Raw genomic sequence first — 19,809 nt, forward strand, 5'->3', positions numbered from 1 at the left:
CCCGGAGTACTGCTCGGTATGAGACGCGCGAAAATCGTCGCCACCCTGGGCCCCGCCACATCGACGTATGAGATGGTCCGTGCGATCATCGACGCCGGTGTAGACGTCGCCCGCTTCAATCTCAGTCACGGTGACTACACCGTGCACGACAACAACTTCGCCAATGTGCGGAAGGCGGCCGAGGACGCGAAGCGCCCTGTAGCGGTGCTCGTCGACCTGCAGGGGCCGAAAATCCGTCTCGGCAGGTTCGCCGACGGCCCGCACGAGCTCGCCGAGGGCGACATCTTCAAGATCACGGTCGAAGACGTCCCGGGCACCAAGGAGCTCGTCGGCACCACGTTCAAGGGCCTGCCGCAGGACGTCAAGCCCGGCGACTTCCTCCTGATCGACGACGGCAAGGTCCGGGTTCAGGTCGTGGAGACGGATGGAACGGTCGTCACGACCAAGGTGATCGTGGGCGGTCCGGTCTCGAACAACAAGGGCATCAACCTGCCCGGCGTCGCCGTGAACGTGCCGGCGCTGAGCGACAAGGACGAGGCCGACCTGCGGTGGGGCCTGCGCACCGGCGCCGACATCATCGCCCTCTCGTTCGTGCGCGATGCCTCAGACGTCGAGCGGGTCCACGAGATCATGGCCGAAGAGGGCCGCCGTGTTCCCGTCATCGCGAAGATCGAGAAGCCGCAGGCCGTCGATCACCTCGAGGAGATCATCGACGCGTTCGACGGCATCATGGTCGCCCGCGGCGACCTCGGCGTCGAACTGCCCCTCGAGGCTGTGCCGATCGTGCAGAAGCGCGCGGTCGAACTGTGCCGCCGCATGGCCAAGCCGGTGATCGTCGCGACGCAGATGCTCGAGACGATGATCAACAGCCCCGTGCCCACACGCGCCGAGACCAGTGACGTCGCCAACGCCGTGCTCGACGGTGCGGACGCCGTCATGCTCTCCGGTGAGACGAGCGTGGGGGAGTACCCCGTCGTCGTCGTGCAGACCATGGCGCGCATCATCGCGTCCACGGAAGACCATGGGCTCGAGCGCATCCTTCCGCTGGGCACCACGCCCCGCACGCAGGGCGGTGCGATCACGGCGGCAGCGCTCGAGGTCGCCGAGTTCGTCGAGGCGAAGTACCTCTGCATCTTCACCGAGTCGGGTGACACGGCACGTCGCATGTCGCGCCTGCGTCCGCGCATCCCGATGCTCGCGTTCACCCCCGATCCGTCCATCCGCCGCCGCATGGCGATCACCTGGGGCATCCAGTCGTCCCTCGTCGAGCACGTGCCGCACACCGACCGGATGTTCATCCAGGTCGACGAGCACCTGCTCGGGAACAAGCTCGCCGAGGTGGGAGACAAGGTCGTCGTGATCTCTGGTTCCCCTCCCGGAATCATCGGCTCGACCAACGACATCCGCATCCACAAGGTGGGCGACGCCGTGCACGGCAACGCACCCATCTACCGCGACCACCAGGCGTAGTCGCAGCTTCGCGGATATGAAGCGGGATGCCCCGGGTCGGGGCATCCCGCTTCGTTCTATGCTGAGCGCGTGAGCGAGCAGCCGGGGGCGACGCCGGGACGCCGCGTGCACTGGCTCGAGCTGCTCTTCGATCTGGTCATGGTGGCGTACATCGGCCAGGTTGCGCACACACTGCACGGTGATCCCTCGGCGGTCGACGGCATCGTCTTCGCAGTGCTCTTGGCCGCCGCATGGTGGGCGTGGGTCAACGCGAGTGTCACGATGAACCTCTTCGGCGCACACGTCACCCCGGTGGTCTGGGTGTCGGTCGGTATCGCCATGATCGCCGTCGGCTTCATGGCGGCATCGGTGCCGGCCGCGCTGACCGAGCGCCTGGCCGGGTTTGCGCTCGGAAACGCAGTGATCCGGGTGGTGTGGATGCTGCCCTGGTGGATGAAGCGTGCGACGACCGGAACCGCCTGGTGGCGCCCTGTGCTCTATTGCCTGGTGCCGGCTGTGCTCTGGGCCGCCTCGATCGGGGTGCCCGCACCGTGGCGGTACGTCGTCTGGGCCATCGCCGTGGCGATCGAGATCGTGCTGTTGGCAGTCCTCGGGCGCGCGATGGGTTGGCTGCAGCGCACTCTCGACGTCGGGCATCTGGTGGAGCGCGTCAGCCTGTTCGTGGTCATCGTCTTCGGCGAGTCGATCCTCAGTGTGATCGCTCAACTCGATGCGCACTGGGGGCCGCCTGCGTGGCTGGCCGCCTTTCTGGGCTTCGCGGCGATCGTCGCGCTCGCCTGGATCTTCTTCACCTTCGCACCAGCGGCGGTCGAAGTCGGACTTCACCGCCTCCAGGGCAGGGGGAGCGTGAGCGGACTGCGCGACACCGTCATGTATCTGCCGCTGGTGCTGATCGCCGGCGTGACGCTGTTCGCGGTCGGTATCGGAACGGCGGTCGCCGATGCCGCGCAGATGCTGCCGTTCTCTGCGGCCGTGTGCCTGTCGGCCGGCATCAGCCTGTTCTTCGTCGCGAGCGCCGCGGAATCGCTGCGTTACGGCGCACCGTGGCGCCACGTGGTGATGTGGGGGCCGGCCGGGGTCGTTCTCCCGTGGGCGCTGCTCCCGCTGTCGGCGGTACTGACGGCCAGCGGCGTCATCGCGGCGGCCTCGGTGGTGATCGCCGTCCTGGCCGTTCTCAACGCGGTGAACGCGCGGCGGATTCGCCTGGGCGCTGAAAGATGAGGAAGTGGCGGAGCGGGAACGTGATCCGGAGCACTGCCTGGCTCCGGACGCCTCTGCCGCGCATGTGTGCGCTACCGCTCGTCGCCCGTGTCATCCTCGTGCTCGTTGCGGATGCGGCGTCCTTCCTCGACCGTCTTCTTCTCGCGCTCGGCGCGCTTCTCGCTCTGACGAGTATCCCGAGCGGGGAGACGGATCTCCCGTTCGGCGGCGATGCCGCCCTGCAGCTCGCGGGCCCGCTCGAGTTCCGCGTCGAACTCGGCGCCCAGGAGCAGAGCGAGGTTCGCGATCCACAGCCACAGCAGGAACACGATGACGCCGGCGAGTGACCCGTACGTGCGGTCGTAGTGCGAGAACGTAGCGACGTAGACACCGAAGAGCAGGCTTGCGACGGCCAGCACGACGATGGCGAGAACAGCGCCGAGGCTGATCCAGCGGAAGCGCGGCTGCCTCGCGTTGGGCGTGAAGTGGTACAGCACCGCGACGAGGAGGATCACGACGGCCAGGAGCAACGGCCAGCGCAGGATCTTCCATGCCAGCATCGCGCCCGGACCCACCCCGAGGGCTTTGCCGATGGCGCCGACGAGGTCACCCGAGACGACGAGCGCCCCCGCGCCGATGGCCAGGGCGACCACCACGATCACGGTCACCATGAGCTGGACCGGCCGCAGCTTCCAGAACGGACGGCCCTCTTCGATCTCGTAGACACGGTTCATCGCCCGGCCGAAGGCGCCGACGTAGCCGGACGCCGACCAGAGCGCGATGACGATCCCCGTCACGAGCGCGAAGCCCGCGCCGGGAGCCTGCGCGAGCTGCTCGATGGGGCCTCGCAGTGCCGCGGCGGCCTCGCCCGGCGCGACATCCTCGACGATGCCGAGCACCGCGTCGACGGCCTGCTGTCGCTGCCCGACGACCCCCAGCAGTGAGAAGACCGCGATCATGGCGGGGAACATCGACAGGACGGCGTAATAGGTCAGCGCGGCCGCGGCGTCCATGCACTGGTCGGCGGAGAACTCGCGGACGGTCCTTCCCAGCAGGTACTTCCAGGACCTCTTCCGCAACTGCGTCGGTGCGTCCGGCTTCGCCGGGTGCTCCGGGGACGGCTCGTGCTCATCGGTACGGTGCTCGGTATCGTTCATGATCCTCCTCGTCGCGTGTGGGCTGCCGGCTTCGGTGGGGAGGGGCGGGCGCCATGCCCGCCCCCGGTACTCACCGGTCCGTGGTGTTGCGCTGCGCCTCCTGTGCGCGATCGGTCACGTCACCCGCGGCATCCGACGCCTCCGACTTCACGCTCTCGACAGCGTCAGCGGCACGATCCTTCACGGCCGCGGCCGCGTCCTGCGCCGGGTCCTTCAGGTCGGTGGCGACGTCCTTGGCGACCTCGCCTGCCTCGTGCATGAGCGGTTGCGCCTGTTCTTTCGCGGTCTGCGCCACATCCTTCTCCTTCTGGGATGCCGGAAAGAGGGATGCCGCGAGCAGGCCGGTCCCGAAGGCGATGAGACCCACGGCCAGGGGGTTGCCCTCGTGCGTCTTTCGCGTCGTGTCGCGAGCTCCGTGCGCGACATCCGAGACCGTGGACGACACGGAGTCCTCGACGTCGTGCGCGACTCCCATCACGCGTTCACGGACCGAGGTCACAGCGTCTCGCAGACGGCCCGTCTGCCGGTGCATGATCTTGCTCGGATTGACCTTGTCGGCCAGTGCGTCCACATCCCGACCGAGCTCACGCTGGGTGCGCTCGGTGTCCGCCCGCAGGGCGTCGGTTGAATCGGTCATCGGTTCTCCTCATTCCTTCTCAGCGTTTGCGGGATCTCCTGCAGCGACTCCACCGTCTGCGGAGCTCCCTTCACCTTCTTCAGCCGCGTGCGGCCCACGACGAACAGCACGGCCGCGATGATCAGCCAGATCACGGCCACGATGAGCCCCGACCATGCCCAGCCGACCAAGGGGGTCAGCGTTGCCCAGAGCGCGAGCGAGAGGAACAGCACGCCCATCAAAGCCGCGTAGCCCGCGCCTCCGAGCATTCCTGCGCCTTTCGCACTGGTGACGGCCGACTCCTTGAGCTCAGCCTTGGCGAGGGCGACCTCCTGTCGCATGAGCGTCGAGAGGTCACGTGTGACCTCACCGACCAGTTCACCGAGCGAGTTGGTCGCCGCGCGTTCTTCAGACGGCGTCGGATCGCTCATGGGCGTCCTCCTTCTCTTCAGCGGCCGACTGCGCGAGGGCGCGCGTGAGCCGTCCGGCCACGATGCCCGCCACCGCCGCGACAGCTATGAACACGCCGGGCCGGCGGCGCGCGAAGCGCTTGACCTCGGTGATGACATCAGTCGGCTCCCGCGCGCTCAGCCACCCCGCGGCGTGATCGAGACGCTGGGATGCGCGCTGCACGAGGTCGGTGGCCATGCCGCCGTCCTCTGACCGCTGGGCCATGGAACCGAGTTCGTCGGCTACCGACTGCATGCCTCCGGCGATCCGGTCCTGCTGCTGAGCCGCCTGGGTTCGCAGCTCGTCGCGCGTCTGCGCGTAGAGGTCCTTCACCTGCGATTTCGCCTCGCGTGCGACGGCGGCGCCTTCGCCCTGCGCGGTGTGCATGACATCCTGTGCAGCACCGGTCGCGGCATCCTTCACTGCTGCCGCCTCATCGCCCGCCGACCGATTCGCTCCCTGAGCATCGACCTGGGCGCTGACCTGGGCGCTGAGCGGGGCGTCGATCTCGGCGCCGCCCGAAACGTTCGCGCCGGGCGTGCGCGGCGTCTCACTTCCGCTCGGCGGTGTGGGCTCGTACGGATCTGACATGGTCTCTCCTCTTCTCGACCGGTCGCCGGATCGGCGTCGGCCTTTCGTTCTAGCGGTCGACCATGGAGAGAGAAGACGGGCTTGCGCGCGGAGCCGGAATGTGCATCGGGTACGGCGAGCGGCGAGGGAAGAGCAAAACGACGTCCCGAGGGACGTCGTTCATGGTGCCGATGGTGGGAGTCGAACCCACACGCCCTTGCGGGCAACCGAGTTTGAGTCGGTCGCGTCTGCCATTCCGCCACATCGGCGCACCTCGACGTGCTGCGCACGCCGATCTCTGACAATACCGTAGGATCTTAGGGTGACTGAGCAGGAACAGAACTCCGGGTCCGCATCCGCACCGCGTCGTGTCGTGGTGGCTGAGGACGAATCGCTGATCCGTCTGGACATCGTCGAGATCCTGCGAGACAACGGCTTCGACGTGGTCGGAGAGGCAGGCGACGGCGAGACCGCCGTGCAGCTGGCCACCGAGCTGCGCCCCGATCTGGTGATCATGGACGTCAAGATGCCCCAGCTCGACGGCATCTCTGCCGCTGAGAAGCTCAGCAAGGGCAACATCGCCCCTGTCGTGCTGCTGACGGCGTTCAGCCAGAAGGAACTCGTCGAGCGTGCAAGCGAGGCCGGTGCCCTCGCCTACGTCGTGAAGCCGTTCACCCCGAACGACCTGCTGCCGGCCATCGAGATCGCGCTGGCCCGCCACGAGCAGATCATCACGCTCGAGGCCGAGGTCGCCGACATGGTCGAGCGCTTCGAGACCCGCAAGCTCGTCGACCGGGCCAAGGGCCTGCTCAACGAGAAGATGGGTCTGAGCGAACCCGAGGCCTTCCGCTGGATTCAGAAGGCGTCTATGGACCGCCGCCTGACGATGCAGGATGTCGCCAAGGCGATCATCGAGCAGCTCGCGCCCAAGAAGAAGTAGCGCGATCAGCGCGACGGCAGATCGCGCACCATGTTCGTGATCCGCACCGTGGAGCACCGCCGTCCGGCATCGTCGCTGAGCACGATCTCGTGCACCATGACGCTGCGTCCGAGGTGGATCGGCGTGCACACGCCGGTCACGTAGCCCTCTGTCGCCGACCGGGTGTGCGTGGCGTTGATGTCCACGCCCACCGCCAGGCGTCCGGGACCGGCGTGCCAGTTCGCGTGCATCGAGCCCAGCGACTCGCCCAGCACGACGTACGCACCTCCGTGGAACAGCCCCACCGGCTGCGTGTTGCCCTCAACGGGCATGCGCGCGATGCAGTGCTCCGCCGTGAACTCGAGCCACTCGAAGCCCATCTTGTCGGCGAGGGTCCCGTTGCCGCGCGACCGCGCCCATTCCAGCGGGTCAGCCGACCGGTCGTTCCAGGTGGCGGCAGGAGCTGCGGGCGGATCGACGGGCATGACACTCCTTCGGGCGGCGGACGTCGGAACCCCTGACTAGGCTTGCAGGGTGACGGACTCCGCAAAGCCTACCCTCCTGATCGTCGACGGCCATTCCCTCGCATACCGTGCGTTCTATGCCCTGCCGGTCGAGAACTTTTCGACGAAAGACGGGCAGCACACCAACGGCATCTACGGGTTCCTGTCCATGCTCATCAACCTGATCAAGGCCGAGCAGCCCACACACATCGCGGTCGCGTTCGACACCTCGCGGGTGTCGTTTCGCACCCGCGAGTACGCCGAGTACAAGGGCACCCGCTCTGAGACGCCTGAGGAGTTTCGCGGCCAGATCCCCCTCCTGCAGGAGTGCCTGGCCGCCATGGGCATCACGGTGCTGACGGCAGAAGAAGTCGAAGCCGACGACATCCTCGCTACCCTGTCGACGCAAGGGTCGGCCGAGGGCTATCAGGTGCTGGTGTGCTCGGGCGATCGCGACAGCATCCAGCTCGTCACCGACAAGGTGACTCTGCTGTATCCGAGCGTGCAGGGCGTCTCGCAGCTCAAGCGCTACGACCCCACCACTGTCATGGAGCGCTACGGCGTCCGACCCGAGCAGTATCCCGATATCGCCGCCCTGGTGGGCGAGACCAGCGACAACCTGCCGGGTGTGCCGAAGGTGGGAGAGAAGACCGCGGTCAAGTGGCTCAACCAGTTCGGTTCGCTCGACGCGATCCTCGAAGGCGCCGATCAGATCAAGGGCGTTGTCGGCGGCAACCTGCGTGAGCACCTCGATGACGTGCGACGCAACCGTCGGCTTAACCATCTGCTGCGCGACGTGCCGCTTGCGGTGACCCCGGCCGACCTCGCCGTCAAGCCGATCGACACCCAGGCGGTGCGCGACATCTTCTCGCGGCTCGAGTTCCGCACGCTCACTGCCCGGCTGTACGAGGCGACCGGCACCGTCGAAGACGAACCCGACCTGCCTTCGGCGACCGCTCCCGAGCCCGCACAGCTTGACGCCGGCGCGCTGGCGACCTGGCTCGCCGACGCCGACGGCGAAGTCGGTGTGACCGTCACGATCGAGGGTGGTGTGCCGCACCGGCTCGGTTTCGCGACGATGGATGCCGCGGCCGAAGCATCGTGGTCGCCCGAGGTGGCGGCATCCATCGGCGCGTGGCTGGCATCTGACGCGCCCAAGCTCTTGTACGACGCCAAGCCCCAGTTCAAGGCGCTCCGCCGTGCGGGCGCTGAGATCGCGGGGATCATCCACGACGTGCTGATCTCCGGATGGCTCGCGCGTCCTGCGCTGCCCGACAAGACGCTCGGCAACCTCGTCGAGCGCTTCCTCGACGAGAAGCTGCCCGAGGCCGACCCGACTCAACTCGTGCCCGAGCACGAGGGCGCCACGCCCGGGCAGCTGTCGTGGTACGTCCTGCGGGTCGCCGAGGTCCAGCGAGCGCAGCTGCCCGAGCGGGTGGCCGCCGTGCTCAGCGAGATCGAGATGCCCACGCTCGTGGCCCTTGCCGACATGGAGCTCGCGGGCGTCGCAGTCTCGCACGAGAAGCTCAGCGCGTTCTCGAGCGAGCTGGGCACGCGCGCCGACGGGATTGCGCAGAACGCGTTCTCCGCGATCGGACGCGAGGTGAATCTCGGCTCGCCGAAGCAGTTGCAAGAGGTGCTCTTCGATGAGCTCGGACTACCAAAGACCCGCAAGACCAAGACGGGATATTCGACCGATGCCGGTGCGCTGGCGGCGCTGCAGGAGAGCAGCCCGCATCCGTTCCTCGACCTGCTGCTGCAGCACCGCGAGGCCACGAAACTGCGGCAGATCATCGAGTCGCTCGATGTCGCCATCGGCTCCGACCATCGCATCCACACGACCTACCTGCAGACCGGCAGTCAGACGGGGCGCCTGTCGAGCACCGATCCGAACCTGCAGAACATTCCGATCCGCACCGATGAGAGCCACCGCATCCGCGCGGCCTTCGAGGTCGGCGAGGGCTACGAAACACTGCTCACCGCCGACTATTCGCAGATCGAGATGCGCATCATGGCGCACCTCTCCGGTGATCCGGGCCTCGTCGAGGCGTTCCGCAGCGGCGAAGACCTGCACCGGTTCGTGGGCTCGCGGGTCTTCGGTGTCGAGCCTGCCGAGGTCACGCCGTTCATGCGCACGAAGGTGAAGGCGATGTCGTACGGGTTGGTGTACGGGCTGAGTGCCTTCGGTCTGTCGAAGCAGCTGCGCATCGAGCAGTCCGAGGCCAAACAGCTGATGACCGAGTACTTCGCCCGTTTCGGCGCGGTGCGCGACTACCTGCGTGCTTCCGTCGAGAAGGCGCGTATCGACGGCTACACGGAGACGATCTTCGGGCGCCGCCGCCCGTTCCCCGATCTGGGCAGCCCCAATCGTGTGCTGCGCGAAAACGCCGAGCGCGCCGCTCTCAACGCCCCGATCCAGGGCAGTGCGGCCGACATCATGAAGATCGCGCTGTTGCGCATCCATCGCCAGCTGCGCGACGAGCAGCTCGCTTCCCGTGTGCTCCTGCAGATCCACGACGAACTCGTCGTCGAGATCGCGCCGGGGGAGTGGGACGTCGTCGAGCAGATCGTGCGCGACCGGATGGGGGATGCCGCAGACCTGTCCGTTCCGCTGGACGTGCAGATCGGCCGCGGACCGAACTGGGACGAAGCCGGGCACTGAGCCACCGAACCGCGGCTGCGGAGACGCCGCGCCGTACCGGGCCTACAAGGCCGCACACGAAGAGGATGACACCAATGACGGAATCCGAACGCACACCCACGCCGGTCGACACGATCGCCGAAGCATGGGTCGACGACCTCGCCGAGCTGTACCCGACGATCGCGACCTACATCGGCCGCGACGAGTACAACGACCGCTACGGCGACCTGTCGCCGGCCGGTGTCGACGCCGCCGCCGAGCGAGCTCGGCAGCGGCTCGCCGAGCTCACCGCGGCCACGCCTGAAGACGCGATCGACGAGGTCACGAAGATGGACCTGGCCGGGCAGCTCGAGCTCATGATCGAGACGTACGAGGCCAAGGCGCACCTGCGCGATCTGAACGTCATCGCGTCGCCCGCACAGGATGTGCGCAACGCCCTCGACCTGATGCCCACGGCGACCGCCGACGACTGGGAGGTCATCGCCAAGCGCCTGGACACGCTGCCCGCGGCCCTCGACGGGTATATCGAGACGCTGCGCACCGGCATCGAATCGGGTGTGGTTCCGGCGCGGCGTCAGGTGAACGAGGTCGCCACACAGATCGCGCGATACACCGCGGGCGACGGGTTCTTCGCGACGTTCGTGGACGACGCCGCTCCCGCAGAAGGCCAGCTGCCGGCATCCGTCGCACGGCACCTCTCCGACGCTGCGGGCGGCGCACGCGTCGCCTACGACAAGCTCGCCGAGTTCCTCCGGGGCGAGCTCGCGGCTGCGGCGACTGAGCAGGACGGCGTGGGGCGCGAGCTGTACAGCCTGTTCTCGCGGCAGTTCCTGGGCGCCACGATCGACCTCGACGAGACCTACGAGTGGGGTCTGGAAGAGCTCGACCGCATGATCTCAGAACAGGAGTCGGTGGCCAACGAGATCAAGCCCGGCGCCTCGGTCGAGGAGGCCATCGCATTCCTCGAGGCCGATCCTGCCCGCCGTCTGCACGGCACCCAGGCCCTTCAGGAATGGATGCAGTCCACCGCCGACCGGGCGATCGCCGAGCTCGGCGCCACACACTTCGACATCCCCGAGCCGGTGCGGCGCATCGAGTGCATGATCGCCCCCACGCAGGAAGGCGGCATCTACTACACCGGCCCGACCGATGACTTCTCGCGTCCCGGCCGGATGTGGTGGTCGGTGCCCGAAGGCGTCGAAGACTTCGACACCTGGCGCGAGCTGACCACGGTCTATCACGAGGGCGTTCCCGGTCATCACCTGCAGATCGCCCAGGCGGTCTACAACCGCGGTGAGCTCAACGCCTGGCGCCGCCTGCTGGCGGGCACCTCGGGCCATGCGGAGGGCTGGGCGCTGTATGCGGAGCGACTCATGGAGCAGCTGGGCTACCTTGACGACCCGGCGGACCGACTCGGGATGCTGGACGGCCAGCGCATGCGTGCGGCTCGCGTCGTACTCGACATCGGCGTGCACCTTGGCAAGCCGCGACCGACGGCGTGGGCTCATCTCGGTGATGGCGGGCCGACGTGGGACGCCGGCTTCGCCCTGGAGTTCATGCGCCACAACGTGAACATGTCCGACGCGTTCGTGCAGTTCGAGGTGAACCGCTACCTCGGGTGGCCCGGGCAGGCTCCGTCGTACAAGGTCGGCCAACGCATCTGGGAGCAGCTGCGCGACGACTACCAGGCGGCGCAGGGCGATGCGTTCGAGATCAAGCAGTTCCACAAGCGCGCGCTCGACCTGGGCGGCGTCGGCCTCGACACGCTGCGCGCGGCGCTGCTCGCGCCCGTCGGTCGTTGAGCGGGCGCAGCGGGTCGAAACGTCCCTGAGTCACGGCCGTTGAGCCAGCGCAGCGAGTCGAAAGGACCCCAGCCTCGCTCGCTCAGCGACCGTCCCCCCGCAGCAGCCGCACAACCTCCTCATCCGAGGTCTGGGTGAAGTCGTCGTAATACGCGCCGACGGCCCAGAGCCGCTCCATCGGATGAGCGCAGACATACTCGTCGACGCTGCCGGGGTCAGGCCGCCAGTCCGCGGGGGCGACGGGAATCGCGAGCACGATTCCCGCCGCCGCCGCGCGCACGCCGGCCACGGCGGCACGTGCTGTCGAGCCGGTGGCGATGCCGTCGTCGATCAGGAGCACCGTCCTCCCGTGCAGCAAGGGCGCAGCATCCGGAATCAATCCCTGCCTGTGCGAGAGCACCGCTCGTTCGCGTTCTTCGATCTGGGCGAGCTCCGCATCATCGACCGCGGCGTGACGCACCGTGCGCCCGTCGATCACCCGCACGCCCTCGGCGATGGCCCCGAGAGCGACCTCCTCGTGCCCGGGCACTCCGAGCTTGCGCACTGCCACCGCCGTCAGCGACAGCGCGAGCTCGGCGGCGACAGAGGCCGCGACGACCACACCACCGCGTGCGATCCCCGCGACGACAGCGTGTGAGCCGCGCCACTGTTCGAGGTGGGCGGCGAGGTCACGCCCCGCCTCGGCACGGTCCGCGAAGAGTGCCATGCCGCCACCCTACGTCGTACGGAAGGCCCGCGGCGCGGTCGTAGGCTTGAGCAATGGCAGCGGTGCGTTTCGTGGCGATCGGAGACTCTTTCACCGAAGGTGTGGGCGATGAGTTGCCTGACGGCAACGCCCGCGGCTGGGCCGATCTCGTCGCGCAGGGCTGGGCGAACTCCGCGGGTGAGCCGATCGAGTACGCGAACCTCGCCATCCGCGGCAAGCTGATCGGCCCGATCGTCGAGCAGCAGCTCGAGCCGGCGCTCGCGCTGCATCCGACGCACCTGTCGTTCAACGGCGGCGGCAACGACATGCTGCGGCCGCGGACCTCCATCGACCACGTTGCCGACCTCTTCACGCACGTGCTGCGCAGGTGCGATGAGGAGGGAGTGAAGCTCATCGCATTATCGGGCGCGAACCCGTCAGGCCAGCTGCCGATGCGTCGCCTGATTCAGCGCCGCGGGGATGAGCTCTCGGCTGCGGTCGCGGCCCGTCTGGCGTCTCGCCCCGATGTGATCACCGCATGGAACTGGCCCGATCGCGAACTGAGCACGCCGGGATACTGGTCCGCGGATCGGCTCCACATGAACCCGCGCGGACACCATCGGGTCGCGGCCCGGGTGCTCGCGGCCGTCGGACAGCGACCGCCCGCGGGCTGGTGGTCGCTTCCGGAGCTGTCCGACGCGGGGCCGAAGGGCGGTGCGTACTACCGGGCGCACGTGCTCCCGTGGATCAAGCGGCGGCTCACTCACACCTCGTCGGGCGACGGCCGCAGCGCGAAGTACGGCGAGTGGGTCGAGATCACGCCGCAGTGACGCGCGCGTCCTGTGAATCGGGGTTGAGTAGCGCCGCCACGACGCCGCGCCACTTCTCACTCAGCGATTCAGGCTAGCGGCTTCGTCGCCTCGAGGATGTCGGTGGCCATCCACGGCCCGCTCCACCACATGCGCCAGCCGACCGGGCGACGCCGCAGGTCTGCGGCACCCAACTCGCGCAGCCGTCGCTGGTACTCGCCGACTTTGGAGATGTCGACGACCACGAGGCGCCCGCCGGGAACGAGCACGCGCCAGGCTTCGTCCACGGCCTTCATGCGCCCCGCCGCGCTCGGGACGTTGTGGATCGACAGACTCGCCGTCACCAGGTCGGCGGATGCGTCGGGGGAGGGGAGCTGCGTCATATCGCCGGTGAGAAAGGTGATGCGGTCGGCGACGTCGTTCAGGCGCGCGTTGCTCTCGGCCGCCTCGGGGCTGTTTCCCGATTGGTCGACTGAACGCCACAGGTCGAGACCGGTGACCTGTGCGCGCGGAAACTGCTGGGCAGCCATGATGCTGACCGCACCACGGCCACAGCCCATGTCGAGGACACGCGCCGCTGCCGGGATCTCGCCGAGGACTTCGCGCCATACCGTGAACTTGCCGCGGCGAGTGGTGTGCCAGAACAGCCATGCACCGACGAGCATGAGTATCCCGACCACGCCGATGATGATGCCGAACCACGGCGAGTTCCACAGCCAGAACGCGCATCCAGAGAGCACGAGGTAGATCACGCCGAAGCCAACCAGCATCCACGACACCCAGGGGGCGTCGACTCCATAGTCTCCGAGCGGCCGTGCGCGGTTCACGCCGTCAGGCTACTCCTGTGCTCCCGCGCCTGCGTCGGGGCTCGTCCATGCCGAGCAGAATGCGGGTCCGCTTGCGCTCGTAGACGATGAAGAACGCGCCGAGGGCCCAGAGCGGCACCTGCGTGAGGAACGCGATGCGGAAGGCGTCGAGACTGTAGGTCGCCGGCGTTCCCGCACCCTGCAGGTCGAGGGCGGCCCCGATGAGGAAGATCGCGACGAGCCCTGCGACGAAGCCACCGGTGTTCGTGATGCCGGTCGCGGTGCTGAGCCGGTGGCTGGGATTGTGCGTACGCGCATGGTCGAACGCGATCATGGATGCCGGACCCCCGGTGCCCATCGCGACCGCCAAGACGAACAGCAGCCACAGCGGAGCCGGTCCCGGCCATGCGATCACAGCCAGCCAGGCCACCATCTGAAACGCGACGGTCGGCAGAACGAGTGCGCGTGAGCGGTGGTTCGGCAGGCGCCCCGACAGCAGTCCCATCACGGGTCCCAGCGCCATGCCGACCGCGATGTACACCGTCGTGATCACGGCCGCTTCGGCGGGGGTGCGCCCCTCGCCGGCGGTGAGGAACGGGATGCCCCACAGCATGATGAACGCCGTGCCCGAGAACGGCGTGGTGAAGTGCGACCAGAACGCGAGGCGCGTGCCCGGGTGCGAAAGTGCCGCACGCACGCCCACCCGCGTGTCGGCCGCCGACGTCACGACCTGGATCGCTCCGGTGTCGGTGTTCACCGTGACATCCGTCGTCACCGTCGGCGGGTGGTTGCGCACGACGAGCAGCAAGAGGATCGCGAACAGGACGCAGAGCGCCGCGATCGAGGCGAACGTGATCTCCCACGTGCTGGCGTGCAGAAGAGCCGCGAGCGGGGCGATCGAGAGGAACTGTCCGGTCAGGCCGACGATTCCGGTGAGCTGCACCATGAGCGAGCTGCGTTGGGCGGGGAACCAGGTGGCCACCACGCGCAGCACACTCGGGAAGATCGCGGCGTCGCCGGCGCCGATGAGCATTCGAGCACCGATGGCGATGCCCACGTTGGGGGAGAGCGCCATGACCAGTTGCCCGCCGGCCATCAGAACCATGCCGCTCACGATGATAGGCCGGGTGCCCCAGCGATCCAGCAGAAGTCCGATCGGCAGCTGCATCGCCCCGTAGACCGCGAGCTGCAGTACGGCGAACATCGAGAGCGTCGAAGCGTCCGCATGGAATCGGTGCGCAGCATCCACTCCCACCGCCCCCAGCGAGGTGCGGTTCATCACCGACAGCACATAGGCGGCGACGGCGACGCCCCAGATCATCCACGCGCGCCAGAGCGATGCAGGAGCAAGCGGCGACGTCACGGATTCAAGGGTAGCTCGCGCCGCGACCGCCGAACGTCAGTGGTGGATGAGCACCTTGAGCAGGATGAGCACGATGCCGAAGGCGCCGCTGATGGCGGCGCCGAGCACGCGTGTCCAGAACGAGGCGGAATGCGCGGCCGCCATCAGCCAGCCGTCGATGATCAGCAGAAGAGCCGTGATGCCGAGGGCGAACCACACAGCGGTCTCGGGCTCGACGATGCCGGTCGCACCGAGCATCAGGACGGCAAGCGGAGGCACCGCGACGACGAGCAACCCGACAGAGTGCCGCGCGGCACCCCAGAGCGACCGGGGAATCGTCGAGCTCCGGCCATCGGCCAGCCGCGACAGCGTTCCCGCGTACACGTGTGCGGCGAAGAAGACGAGCACCGTCACTAGCACGGTGAGCATGGTGTCCCAGGCCTCGTCGCTGTTCTCCGATCCGACGATGATCATGCCCGCCACGAGGATCAGCCCGTAGACGGCCTCCTCCGAGACGAGAAGACCGCCCAGACGGGTCTGCGCGCGCACAGTACGTTCGGCCATCTGTCCAGCATGGCACCGCGCGTGTCAGGCGTTGTCGCGGATGTCTCGCGCGAAGTTCAGGACGTTGTCGTGCAGCGCCTCGATGCGACGCTGCCGCGCGGCATCCCGATCGAATCCGGGGTAGGCGAGCGGCGGCAGCTTGCGCACGTTGCGTTGGCACTCGAAGCGGGCGCACACGAGCGTACCGACCGTGTCGCCGTTGCGGCCGGCTCGGCCGGCGCGCTTCGCGCTGAAGAAGACGACGTCGTTGGGGAGTGTGACGTCTTCGCACCACGAGCATTGCGGACGGGTACGGGCGCGCTGTTCGGATTCGCGGAGCAGGATGCCGACGGGCGCCCCGTCGACGGGGACGACGACGTATCCCTGCAGGGCGTACTTCGCGTCGCGCCACCCGAGGAAGTCGAGTTCTTCCCAATCGAGCTGTCCGAAGTCGTCAGGCAGGGTCAGGCTGTTGCGCTCGCGTTGCGAGGCGTTGACGAAGGACGCACGGAGGTCCTTCTCGGTGAGGGTATGCATGAGGAAGGTCTTTCTGTCGATGGTGTGGAGGTACGAGTCGCGGCGCTCATCGCGTGAACGAGAGCAATGCGGAGCGTGGTCATCTCGTGCCGGCGCAGAGCGCGCCGACGACCTCCAGACGTCCCTGCGGACGATTCATCGAACAAGACACGGCCGCGAGTCTACGCCCGGGGGAGTGGGCGGAGCCTGAACACCAGGATCCCGAGGTAGCGATTCATCCACTCCTGCTTGTGGGGAAACCGTCGCGCGTCGGCTTCTGAGAGCTGCGGTTCGATCGCCTTCTCCACCCAGAGGCCGGCGGCGCTGAAGGTGTTGAGCAGGTCAGAGATCGTGTAAGTGCGCTTGGTGAGCGTTATGTCGTCGTTCCAGCCACTGCGGTACGTGTGCGGCGATGTCGCGAAGTACTCTTCGCCGAGCGATGTGCCGTTCGCTTCGGTGCGCTCGACCGCGTAGCGGATGGGCTGCGTGCGCGTGAGGAGGATGAACCCGTCCTTGGCCAGCAGCTCGCGCGCCTGGCGCAGCGTCTCGATTGGATCGGTCGCGTAGCCGAACGATTGCAGAAGGAGGATCCGGTCGAACGTACGGCCCGCTACCTCTGAGATGTCGATGGGCCGTGAAAGGTCACCCTGCACGAGCCGCAGGTGCGGAGTGGATGCCGCGACGAAGTCACCGCTGATGTCGACACCGACGCCGGCGGCCGCGCCGTCGGCCATGAGCTCCGCGAGCTTGGTGCCGTTGCCGCAGCCGAGGTCGAGCACCGAGAGACCGGTGACATCGCCGAGCATCTCGCGCTGCGCGGGCCATTCGACGAGCCGATCGAGGGAGTCCTGCCGCCCGCGGGCGCGCTCATAATCGGCAGCGAGTCGCGTCCAGGTGCCCTCGGCGTCGCGGCCGGTGTCGAGATGTGTGTCGGCGGCTGTCATACGGAAAGGTTAGCGGCGGGGTGAGGGCAGCGACGTCGCTCGAGCGCGCCGCTGGAGCGATTGTCCTTTCGCGTTTGAGATGCCACACTGCGCTCATGAGTACAACGGCTAAGACACCTGCAACGACGGAGATCGTGTCGACCGGTGTCGGGTTGAATCCCTGGGCCACCGCACTCGTCACCGTGGGAGGACTCGCCTGGTTGGTCTCCTTCATGCTCTGGCTGGTGCACTCTCCGGTCACTGATGACCTCGGCTACGACGTGGCCACTGCCACGGCGCTCACCGAGTGGATCAAGACGCTGATCGTCGTCGGTGGCGTCGCGTTCGTCGGAGCGATCACGATCGCCGGGGTCCGACACGAGCTGCAGGTGCATCGGTAGAAATCTGGTTGGGCGAGCAGGGAGTGCTCAGTAGCCTCGACGCATGGACCTCGCTGATGTCTGGCCGCTTTTCGCGCTCGAGCTTGAGACGCCGCGGGTGCTCATGCGCCCGGTTCGTGACGAGGATCTGCCGGGGCTCGCGCAGGCCGCACTCGATGGTGTGCACGACCCGGGCCGCACACCGTTCGGTGTTCCGTGGACCGACGCCCCGCCCGAAGACCTCGTGCGCAATCTCGCGACCTTCCAGTGGTCGCTCCGCGAGCGGGTGAGCCCGCAGTCATGGGTCGTGCCTTTCGGCGTCCACGTCGACGGACGGATCGTGGGGTGTCAGGATCTCTCCGCACACGACTTCGCGAACAGACGGACGGTGCAGTCCGGTTCCTGGCTCACGCAGAGTGCACAGGGGAAAGGCATCGGCACGGAGATGCGGGCCGCGCTGCTGCTGTTCGCCTTCGACACGCTGGGAGCGGAGTGGGCCGAGTCGAGCGCCGCGGACTGGAACGCGGCATCCCTCGCGGTCTCTCGCAAACTCGGATACACGCCCAATGGCACCACACGCGTTTCGCCGCGGCCGGGGGAGCCCGTCGACGAGCTGCGGGTGCGTCTCGCGAAAGACTCATTCGTCCGACCCGGGTGGCGGTTGAAGGCCAGAGGGGCCGATCGAGCCCTCGCGCAGCTTGGCATTCCGATGGGCCGCGTCGGCTGAACACCGCAGGTGAGGGAGAACCGGGATGCCGCAGCTGCGGGAGATCTCGCCCGGCGTGCTCGTCGCCACGAGCGGCTCGTGGGGGAGTGCCACGCGAGCTGAGAGGGTTACGGACGCGACACGATCAGGCGCAGCGACCCGTCGAAAGTCTGTGCCGTCCGAAGCCGGCCGTGCCGGGCATCCCACGTCCCATCCTCGAGGTCCGAGCGCAGGGTGTTCTCGAATCGTTCGCTGATCTCGGGTGAGACGAAGCTCCATGCGGAGTTCGCTCGGCGGGCACCGGGGTCGAGCAGCGCCTCGGGGCGACCGTAGTACGCCTCACCGAAGCCGTCCGTGCAGTCGAGGGGGATGGGAACTTCGTCGACCTCGATGGCGCTCCCGAGTGCGTCGGCGATGCGCTCGATGCTTGGATATCGGTCCGCCTCGGTCTCGATGACCTCGGGCGCGTACTCGCTGAGCCAGAAGCGGTTGAGGGCGGTGGGGTCGCAGGTCAGCACGACGACGGGCCCGCGTGTCACCCGCCGCAGTTCGCCGAGCCCCGCGGCCAGGTCGCGCCACTGATGCACGGTGAACGATGCGAGCGCGGCGTCGAAGGCGTCGTCGGGGAAGGGAAGTGCCTCAGCCCTCGCGTCGATGGCCGTGGCCAGATGGGCCGGTCGTTGCGCGCGCATGGCTGCACTCGGTTCGATCGGGGTGACCCCGCGGCCTGTGGGCTCATAGGAGCCGGCCCCGGCGCCCACGTTGATGAGAGTGCGGCTGTCGCCCAGGGCCTCTCGTATCGCTGCGTAGATGCGCGGGTCGGGGCGGCGGTATCGCGTGTATCCGTCGCCGATGACGCCGTAGTCGGCGTCACCCGCGCTGCCGTCGGGGTTCGTAGCCACGCTCTGACGCTAGCAGCGCGGCGGGGCCGGATCAGGCGAGTCGCTTGTCCCATCGAGCCTCAATAGGTCCACATCGGGCGGGCCAGTGATCTGTGACGTCGCGTCTGCGGAGGGGGAGTAGTACGTCGGGGGAGTCTGCCCCGAGTAGATCGACTGCACCGGCTCCTGGCCGGTCAGTATCTCGGCCGACCGCGAGCGCGGTGGCCAACGGCGCATGCGCCACCATCGGACGATGAGTCCTACTGCCAGTAACCCGTAGAAACCCCACGCGAGCCACGTCAGCCAAGCGGCCGTCGTGAACGTGGCCCACCACAGGAGACCGAATCCGCCGATCAACGCGCAAACGATGAGGAGACGACGGATGCTGCGGCTCACCACGGCAAAGGACGCTCCGGGTCGCGCTGACTGTCGTCGGGAAGCTTGGGCAGTCGTTCACCGCCCGAGCGGATGCACAGCCAGCTCAGCTGCTCTGTGCTGTCGGGCCGAGCGCGCCAGGTGCGCCAGACGTCCTGCCCGACTCTGACGACCGTGCCGGGGCCGACCTCGATGACATCGTCGTCGAGTCCCATCTGGCCCGTGCCTGCCAGAAAGACGTAGAGCTCCTCGATGCGCGCATGCGCGTGCCAGTAACCGGCTTCCTCACCCGGCTCGAGGGCGTTCGCGGTCATGCCGATGTACTGCATCGTGAGTTCGTGATCCACGACTCTGCGTCCGTCGCGTGAGCGCGCGGCGTCGAATCCGCCGTAATAGTCGCGCCAGTGGTCAAGAGCTCCGATGTCGACGACTTGGTAGTCACTCATGAGTACGAACCTTCCACACCAGAAAGTTCTGTCAAGCCGGGGACGTCGTTCCCGTTCCGCAGGGGAGTG

21 protein-coding genes and 1 tRNA gene are annotated in these 19,809 nt (G+C 67.7%); 8 read left to right on the forward strand and 14 right to left on the reverse strand.

Going from position 1 to position 19,809, the window contains the following annotated elements; translation table 11 throughout:
* Nucleotides 1-18 precede the first annotated feature (18 nt).
* Nucleotides 19-1,470, forward strand: coding sequence for a pyruvate kinase (gene pyk / locus PU630_RS08375; RefSeq protein WP_275279913.1), 1,452 nt, complete (start codon nt 19-21; stop codon nt 1,468-1,470).
* Nucleotides 1,471-1,539: 69 nt separating this feature from the next.
* Complete coding sequence (locus PU630_RS08380; RefSeq protein ID WP_275279914.1) at nt 1,540-2,691, forward strand: low temperature requirement protein A; 1,152 nt, start codon at nt 1,540-1,542, stop codon at nt 2,689-2,691.
* 71 nt (nt 2,692-2,762) lie between these two features.
* Here PU630_RS08380 and PU630_RS08385 read toward each other — a convergent pair whose 3' ends face one another.
* From PU630_RS08385 to PU630_RS08405, 5 genes are all read right to left on the reverse strand, one after another.
* A complete protein-coding gene (locus tag PU630_RS08385; protein WP_275279915.1) occupies nt 2,763-3,827 on the reverse strand; it encodes a YihY/virulence factor BrkB family protein in 1,065 nt (354 codons plus the stop codon).
* 70 nt (nt 3,828-3,897) lie between these two features.
* Nucleotides 3,898-4,464, reverse strand: a complete 567-nt coding sequence (locus PU630_RS08390) for a DUF3618 domain-containing protein (RefSeq protein ID WP_275279916.1) — start codon at nt 4,462-4,464, stop codon at nt 3,898-3,900.
* Complete coding sequence (locus PU630_RS08395) at nt 4,461-4,874, reverse strand: phage holin family protein (RefSeq protein ID WP_275279917.1); 414 nt, start codon at nt 4,872-4,874, stop codon at nt 4,461-4,463. The genes PU630_RS08390 and PU630_RS08395 overlap by 4 nt, the downstream gene beginning before the upstream one ends.
* Complete coding sequence (locus PU630_RS08400; protein ID WP_275279918.1) at nt 4,852-5,484, reverse strand: hypothetical protein; 633 nt, start codon at nt 5,482-5,484, stop codon at nt 4,852-4,854. Before PU630_RS08400 ends, PU630_RS08395 begins: the two co-directional genes overlap by 23 nt.
* Before the next feature lie 162 nt (nt 5,485-5,646).
* Nucleotides 5,647-5,732, reverse strand: a tRNA-Leu gene (locus PU630_RS08405).
* 53 nt (nt 5,733-5,785) lie between these two features.
* Between PU630_RS08405 and PU630_RS08410 the strand changes: the two genes are divergently transcribed.
* On the forward strand, nt 5,786-6,403 hold the full coding sequence (locus PU630_RS08410) for an ANTAR domain-containing response regulator (protein WP_129392231.1): 618 nt from the start codon (nt 5,786-5,788) through the stop codon (nt 6,401-6,403).
* Between the two features lie 5 nt (nt 6,404-6,408).
* Here PU630_RS08410 and PU630_RS08415 read toward each other — a convergent pair whose 3' ends face one another.
* Nucleotides 6,409-6,867: a PaaI family thioesterase gene (locus PU630_RS08415; protein WP_275279919.1), complete on the reverse strand. Its 459-nt coding sequence runs from the start codon at nt 6,865-6,867 to the stop codon at nt 6,409-6,411.
* A 49-nt stretch (nt 6,868-6,916) separates the two neighbouring features.
* On the opposite strand from PU630_RS08415, the gene polA reads away from it, so the two are divergent.
* Together polA and PU630_RS08425 are read left to right on the forward strand one after the other, a co-directional pair.
* Nucleotides 6,917-9,547 carry a DNA polymerase I gene (gene polA, locus PU630_RS08420; protein ID WP_275279920.1) on the forward strand — a complete coding sequence of 877 codons (2,631 nt, stop codon included), beginning with the start codon at nt 6,917-6,919 and terminating at the stop codon, nt 9,545-9,547.
* 74 nt (nt 9,548-9,621) lie between these two features.
* Nucleotides 9,622-11,328, forward strand: a complete 1,707-nt coding sequence (locus tag PU630_RS08425) for a DUF885 domain-containing protein (RefSeq protein WP_275279922.1) — start codon at nt 9,622-9,624, stop codon at nt 11,326-11,328.
* Nucleotides 11,329-11,410: 82 nt separating this feature from the next.
* Here the strand turns inward: PU630_RS08425 and PU630_RS08430 are convergent, their stop codons facing one another.
* Nucleotides 11,411-12,034: a phosphoribosyltransferase gene (locus PU630_RS08430; RefSeq protein WP_275279924.1), complete on the reverse strand. Its 624-nt coding sequence runs from the start codon at nt 12,032-12,034 to the stop codon at nt 11,411-11,413.
* A 53-nt stretch (nt 12,035-12,087) separates the two neighbouring features.
* Here PU630_RS08430 and PU630_RS08435 point away from each other — a divergent pair, with 53 nt between their 5' ends.
* Nucleotides 12,088-12,843, forward strand: a complete 756-nt coding sequence (locus PU630_RS08435) for an SGNH/GDSL hydrolase family protein (protein ID WP_275279925.1) — start codon at nt 12,088-12,090, stop codon at nt 12,841-12,843.
* Between the two features lie 68 nt (nt 12,844-12,911).
* Here PU630_RS08435 and PU630_RS08440 read toward each other — a convergent pair whose 3' ends face one another.
* The 5 genes from PU630_RS08440 to PU630_RS08460 form a co-directional block, all read right to left on the reverse strand.
* The gene (locus PU630_RS08440) at nt 12,912-13,649 is read right to left on the reverse strand and encodes a class I SAM-dependent methyltransferase (RefSeq protein WP_275279926.1); all 738 of its coding nucleotides are present in this window, start codon (nt 13,647-13,649) and stop codon (nt 12,912-12,914) included.
* A gap of 4 nt (nt 13,650-13,653) precedes the next feature.
* The gene (locus tag PU630_RS08445) at nt 13,654-14,949 is read right to left on the reverse strand and encodes an MFS transporter (RefSeq protein ID WP_275280058.1); all 1,296 of its coding nucleotides are present in this window, start codon (nt 14,947-14,949) and stop codon (nt 13,654-13,656) included.
* Between the two features lie 78 nt (nt 14,950-15,027).
* Nucleotides 15,028-15,534 (reverse strand): hypothetical protein, encoded by a 507-nt coding sequence (locus tag PU630_RS08450; RefSeq protein WP_275279927.1) that lies wholly within the window; start codon nt 15,532-15,534, stop codon nt 15,028-15,030.
* A 24-nt stretch (nt 15,535-15,558) separates the two neighbouring features.
* On the reverse strand, nt 15,559-16,050 hold the full coding sequence (locus PU630_RS08455; protein WP_275279928.1) for an FBP domain-containing protein: 492 nt from the start codon (nt 16,048-16,050) through the stop codon (nt 15,559-15,561).
* A gap of 161 nt (nt 16,051-16,211) precedes the next feature.
* Nucleotides 16,212-16,973 (reverse strand): class I SAM-dependent methyltransferase, encoded by a 762-nt coding sequence (locus tag PU630_RS08460; protein ID WP_275279930.1) that lies wholly within the window; start codon nt 16,971-16,973, stop codon nt 16,212-16,214.
* A 95-nt stretch (nt 16,974-17,068) separates the two neighbouring features.
* On the opposite strand from PU630_RS08460, the gene PU630_RS08465 reads away from it, so the two are divergent.
* Together PU630_RS08465 and PU630_RS08470 are read left to right on the forward strand one after the other, a co-directional pair.
* Nucleotides 17,069-17,353 carry a hypothetical protein gene (locus PU630_RS08465; RefSeq protein WP_275279931.1) on the forward strand — a complete coding sequence of 95 codons (285 nt, stop codon included), beginning with the start codon at nt 17,069-17,071 and terminating at the stop codon, nt 17,351-17,353.
* Between the two features lie 43 nt (nt 17,354-17,396).
* The gene (locus tag PU630_RS08470; protein ID WP_275279933.1) at nt 17,397-18,059 is read left to right on the forward strand and encodes a GNAT family N-acetyltransferase; all 663 of its coding nucleotides are present in this window, start codon (nt 17,397-17,399) and stop codon (nt 18,057-18,059) included.
* A 107-nt stretch (nt 18,060-18,166) separates the two neighbouring features.
* Here PU630_RS08470 and PU630_RS08475 read toward each other — a convergent pair whose 3' ends face one another.
* Both PU630_RS08475 and PU630_RS08480 read right to left on the reverse strand, forming a co-directional pair.
* Nucleotides 18,167-18,940, reverse strand: coding sequence for a class I SAM-dependent methyltransferase (locus tag PU630_RS08475; RefSeq protein ID WP_275279934.1), 774 nt, complete (start codon nt 18,938-18,940; stop codon nt 18,167-18,169).
* Nucleotides 18,941-19,311: 371 nt separating this feature from the next.
* Nucleotides 19,312-19,740 (reverse strand): cupin domain-containing protein, encoded by a 429-nt coding sequence (locus PU630_RS08480; protein WP_275279935.1) that lies wholly within the window; start codon nt 19,738-19,740, stop codon nt 19,312-19,314.
* Nucleotides 19,741-19,809 lie beyond the last annotated feature (69 nt).

The organism is Microbacterium horticulturae (genome assembly GCF_029094505.1).
Taxonomy (GTDB): domain Bacteria; phylum Actinomycetota; class Actinomycetes; order Actinomycetales; family Microbacteriaceae; genus Microbacterium; species Microbacterium horticulturae.

Bases quoted from the DNA above. Each gene is read 5' to 3' on its own strand.
- PU630_RS08455 (WP_275279928.1), bottom strand. From the start codon at position 16,050: ATGCATACCCTCACCGAGAAGGACCTCCGTGCGTCCTTCGTCAACGCC.
- PU630_RS08470 (WP_275279933.1), top strand. From the start codon at position 17,397: ATGGACCTCGCTGATGTCTGGCCGCTTTTCGCGCTCGAGCTTGAGACG.
- PU630_RS08480 (WP_275279935.1), bottom strand. From the start codon at position 19,740: ATGAGTGACTACCAAGTCGTCGACATCGGAGCTCTTGACCACTGGCGC.
- PU630_RS08430 (WP_275279924.1), bottom strand. From the start codon at position 12,034: ATGGCACTCTTCGCGGACCGTGCCGAGGCGGGGCGTGACCTCGCCGCC.
- PU630_RS08400 (WP_275279918.1), bottom strand. From the start codon at position 5,484: ATGTCAGATCCGTACGAGCCCACACCGCCGAGCGGAAGTGAGACGCCG.
- PU630_RS08460 (WP_275279930.1), bottom strand. From the start codon at position 16,973: ATGACAGCCGCCGACACACATCTCGACACCGGCCGCGACGCCGAGGGC.
- pyk (WP_275279913.1), top strand. From the start codon at position 19: ATGAGACGCGCGAAAATCGTCGCCACCCTGGGCCCCGCCACATCGACG.
- PU630_RS08450 (WP_275279927.1), bottom strand. From the start codon at position 15,534: ATGGCCGAACGTACTGTGCGCGCGCAGACCCGTCTGGGCGGTCTTCTC.
- PU630_RS08385 (WP_275279915.1), bottom strand. From the start codon at position 3,827: ATGAACGATACCGAGCACCGTACCGATGAGCACGAGCCGTCCCCGGAG.
- PU630_RS08445 (WP_275280058.1), bottom strand. From the start codon at position 14,949: ATGATCTGGGGCGTCGCCGTCGCCGCCTATGTGCTGTCGGTGATGAAC.
- PU630_RS08435 (WP_275279925.1), top strand. From the start codon at position 12,088: ATGGCAGCGGTGCGTTTCGTGGCGATCGGAGACTCTTTCACCGAAGGT.
- PU630_RS08425 (WP_275279922.1), top strand. From the start codon at position 9,622: ATGACGGAATCCGAACGCACACCCACGCCGGTCGACACGATCGCCGAA.
- PU630_RS08465 (WP_275279931.1), top strand. From the start codon at position 17,069: ATGAGTACAACGGCTAAGACACCTGCAACGACGGAGATCGTGTCGACC.
- PU630_RS08395 (WP_275279917.1), bottom strand. From the start codon at position 4,874: ATGAGCGATCCGACGCCGTCTGAAGAACGCGCGGCGACCAACTCGCTC.
- PU630_RS08390 (WP_275279916.1), bottom strand. From the start codon at position 4,464: ATGACCGATTCAACCGACGCCCTGCGGGCGGACACCGAGCGCACCCAG.
- PU630_RS08415 (WP_275279919.1), bottom strand. From the start codon at position 6,867: ATGCCCGTCGATCCGCCCGCAGCTCCTGCCGCCACCTGGAACGACCGG.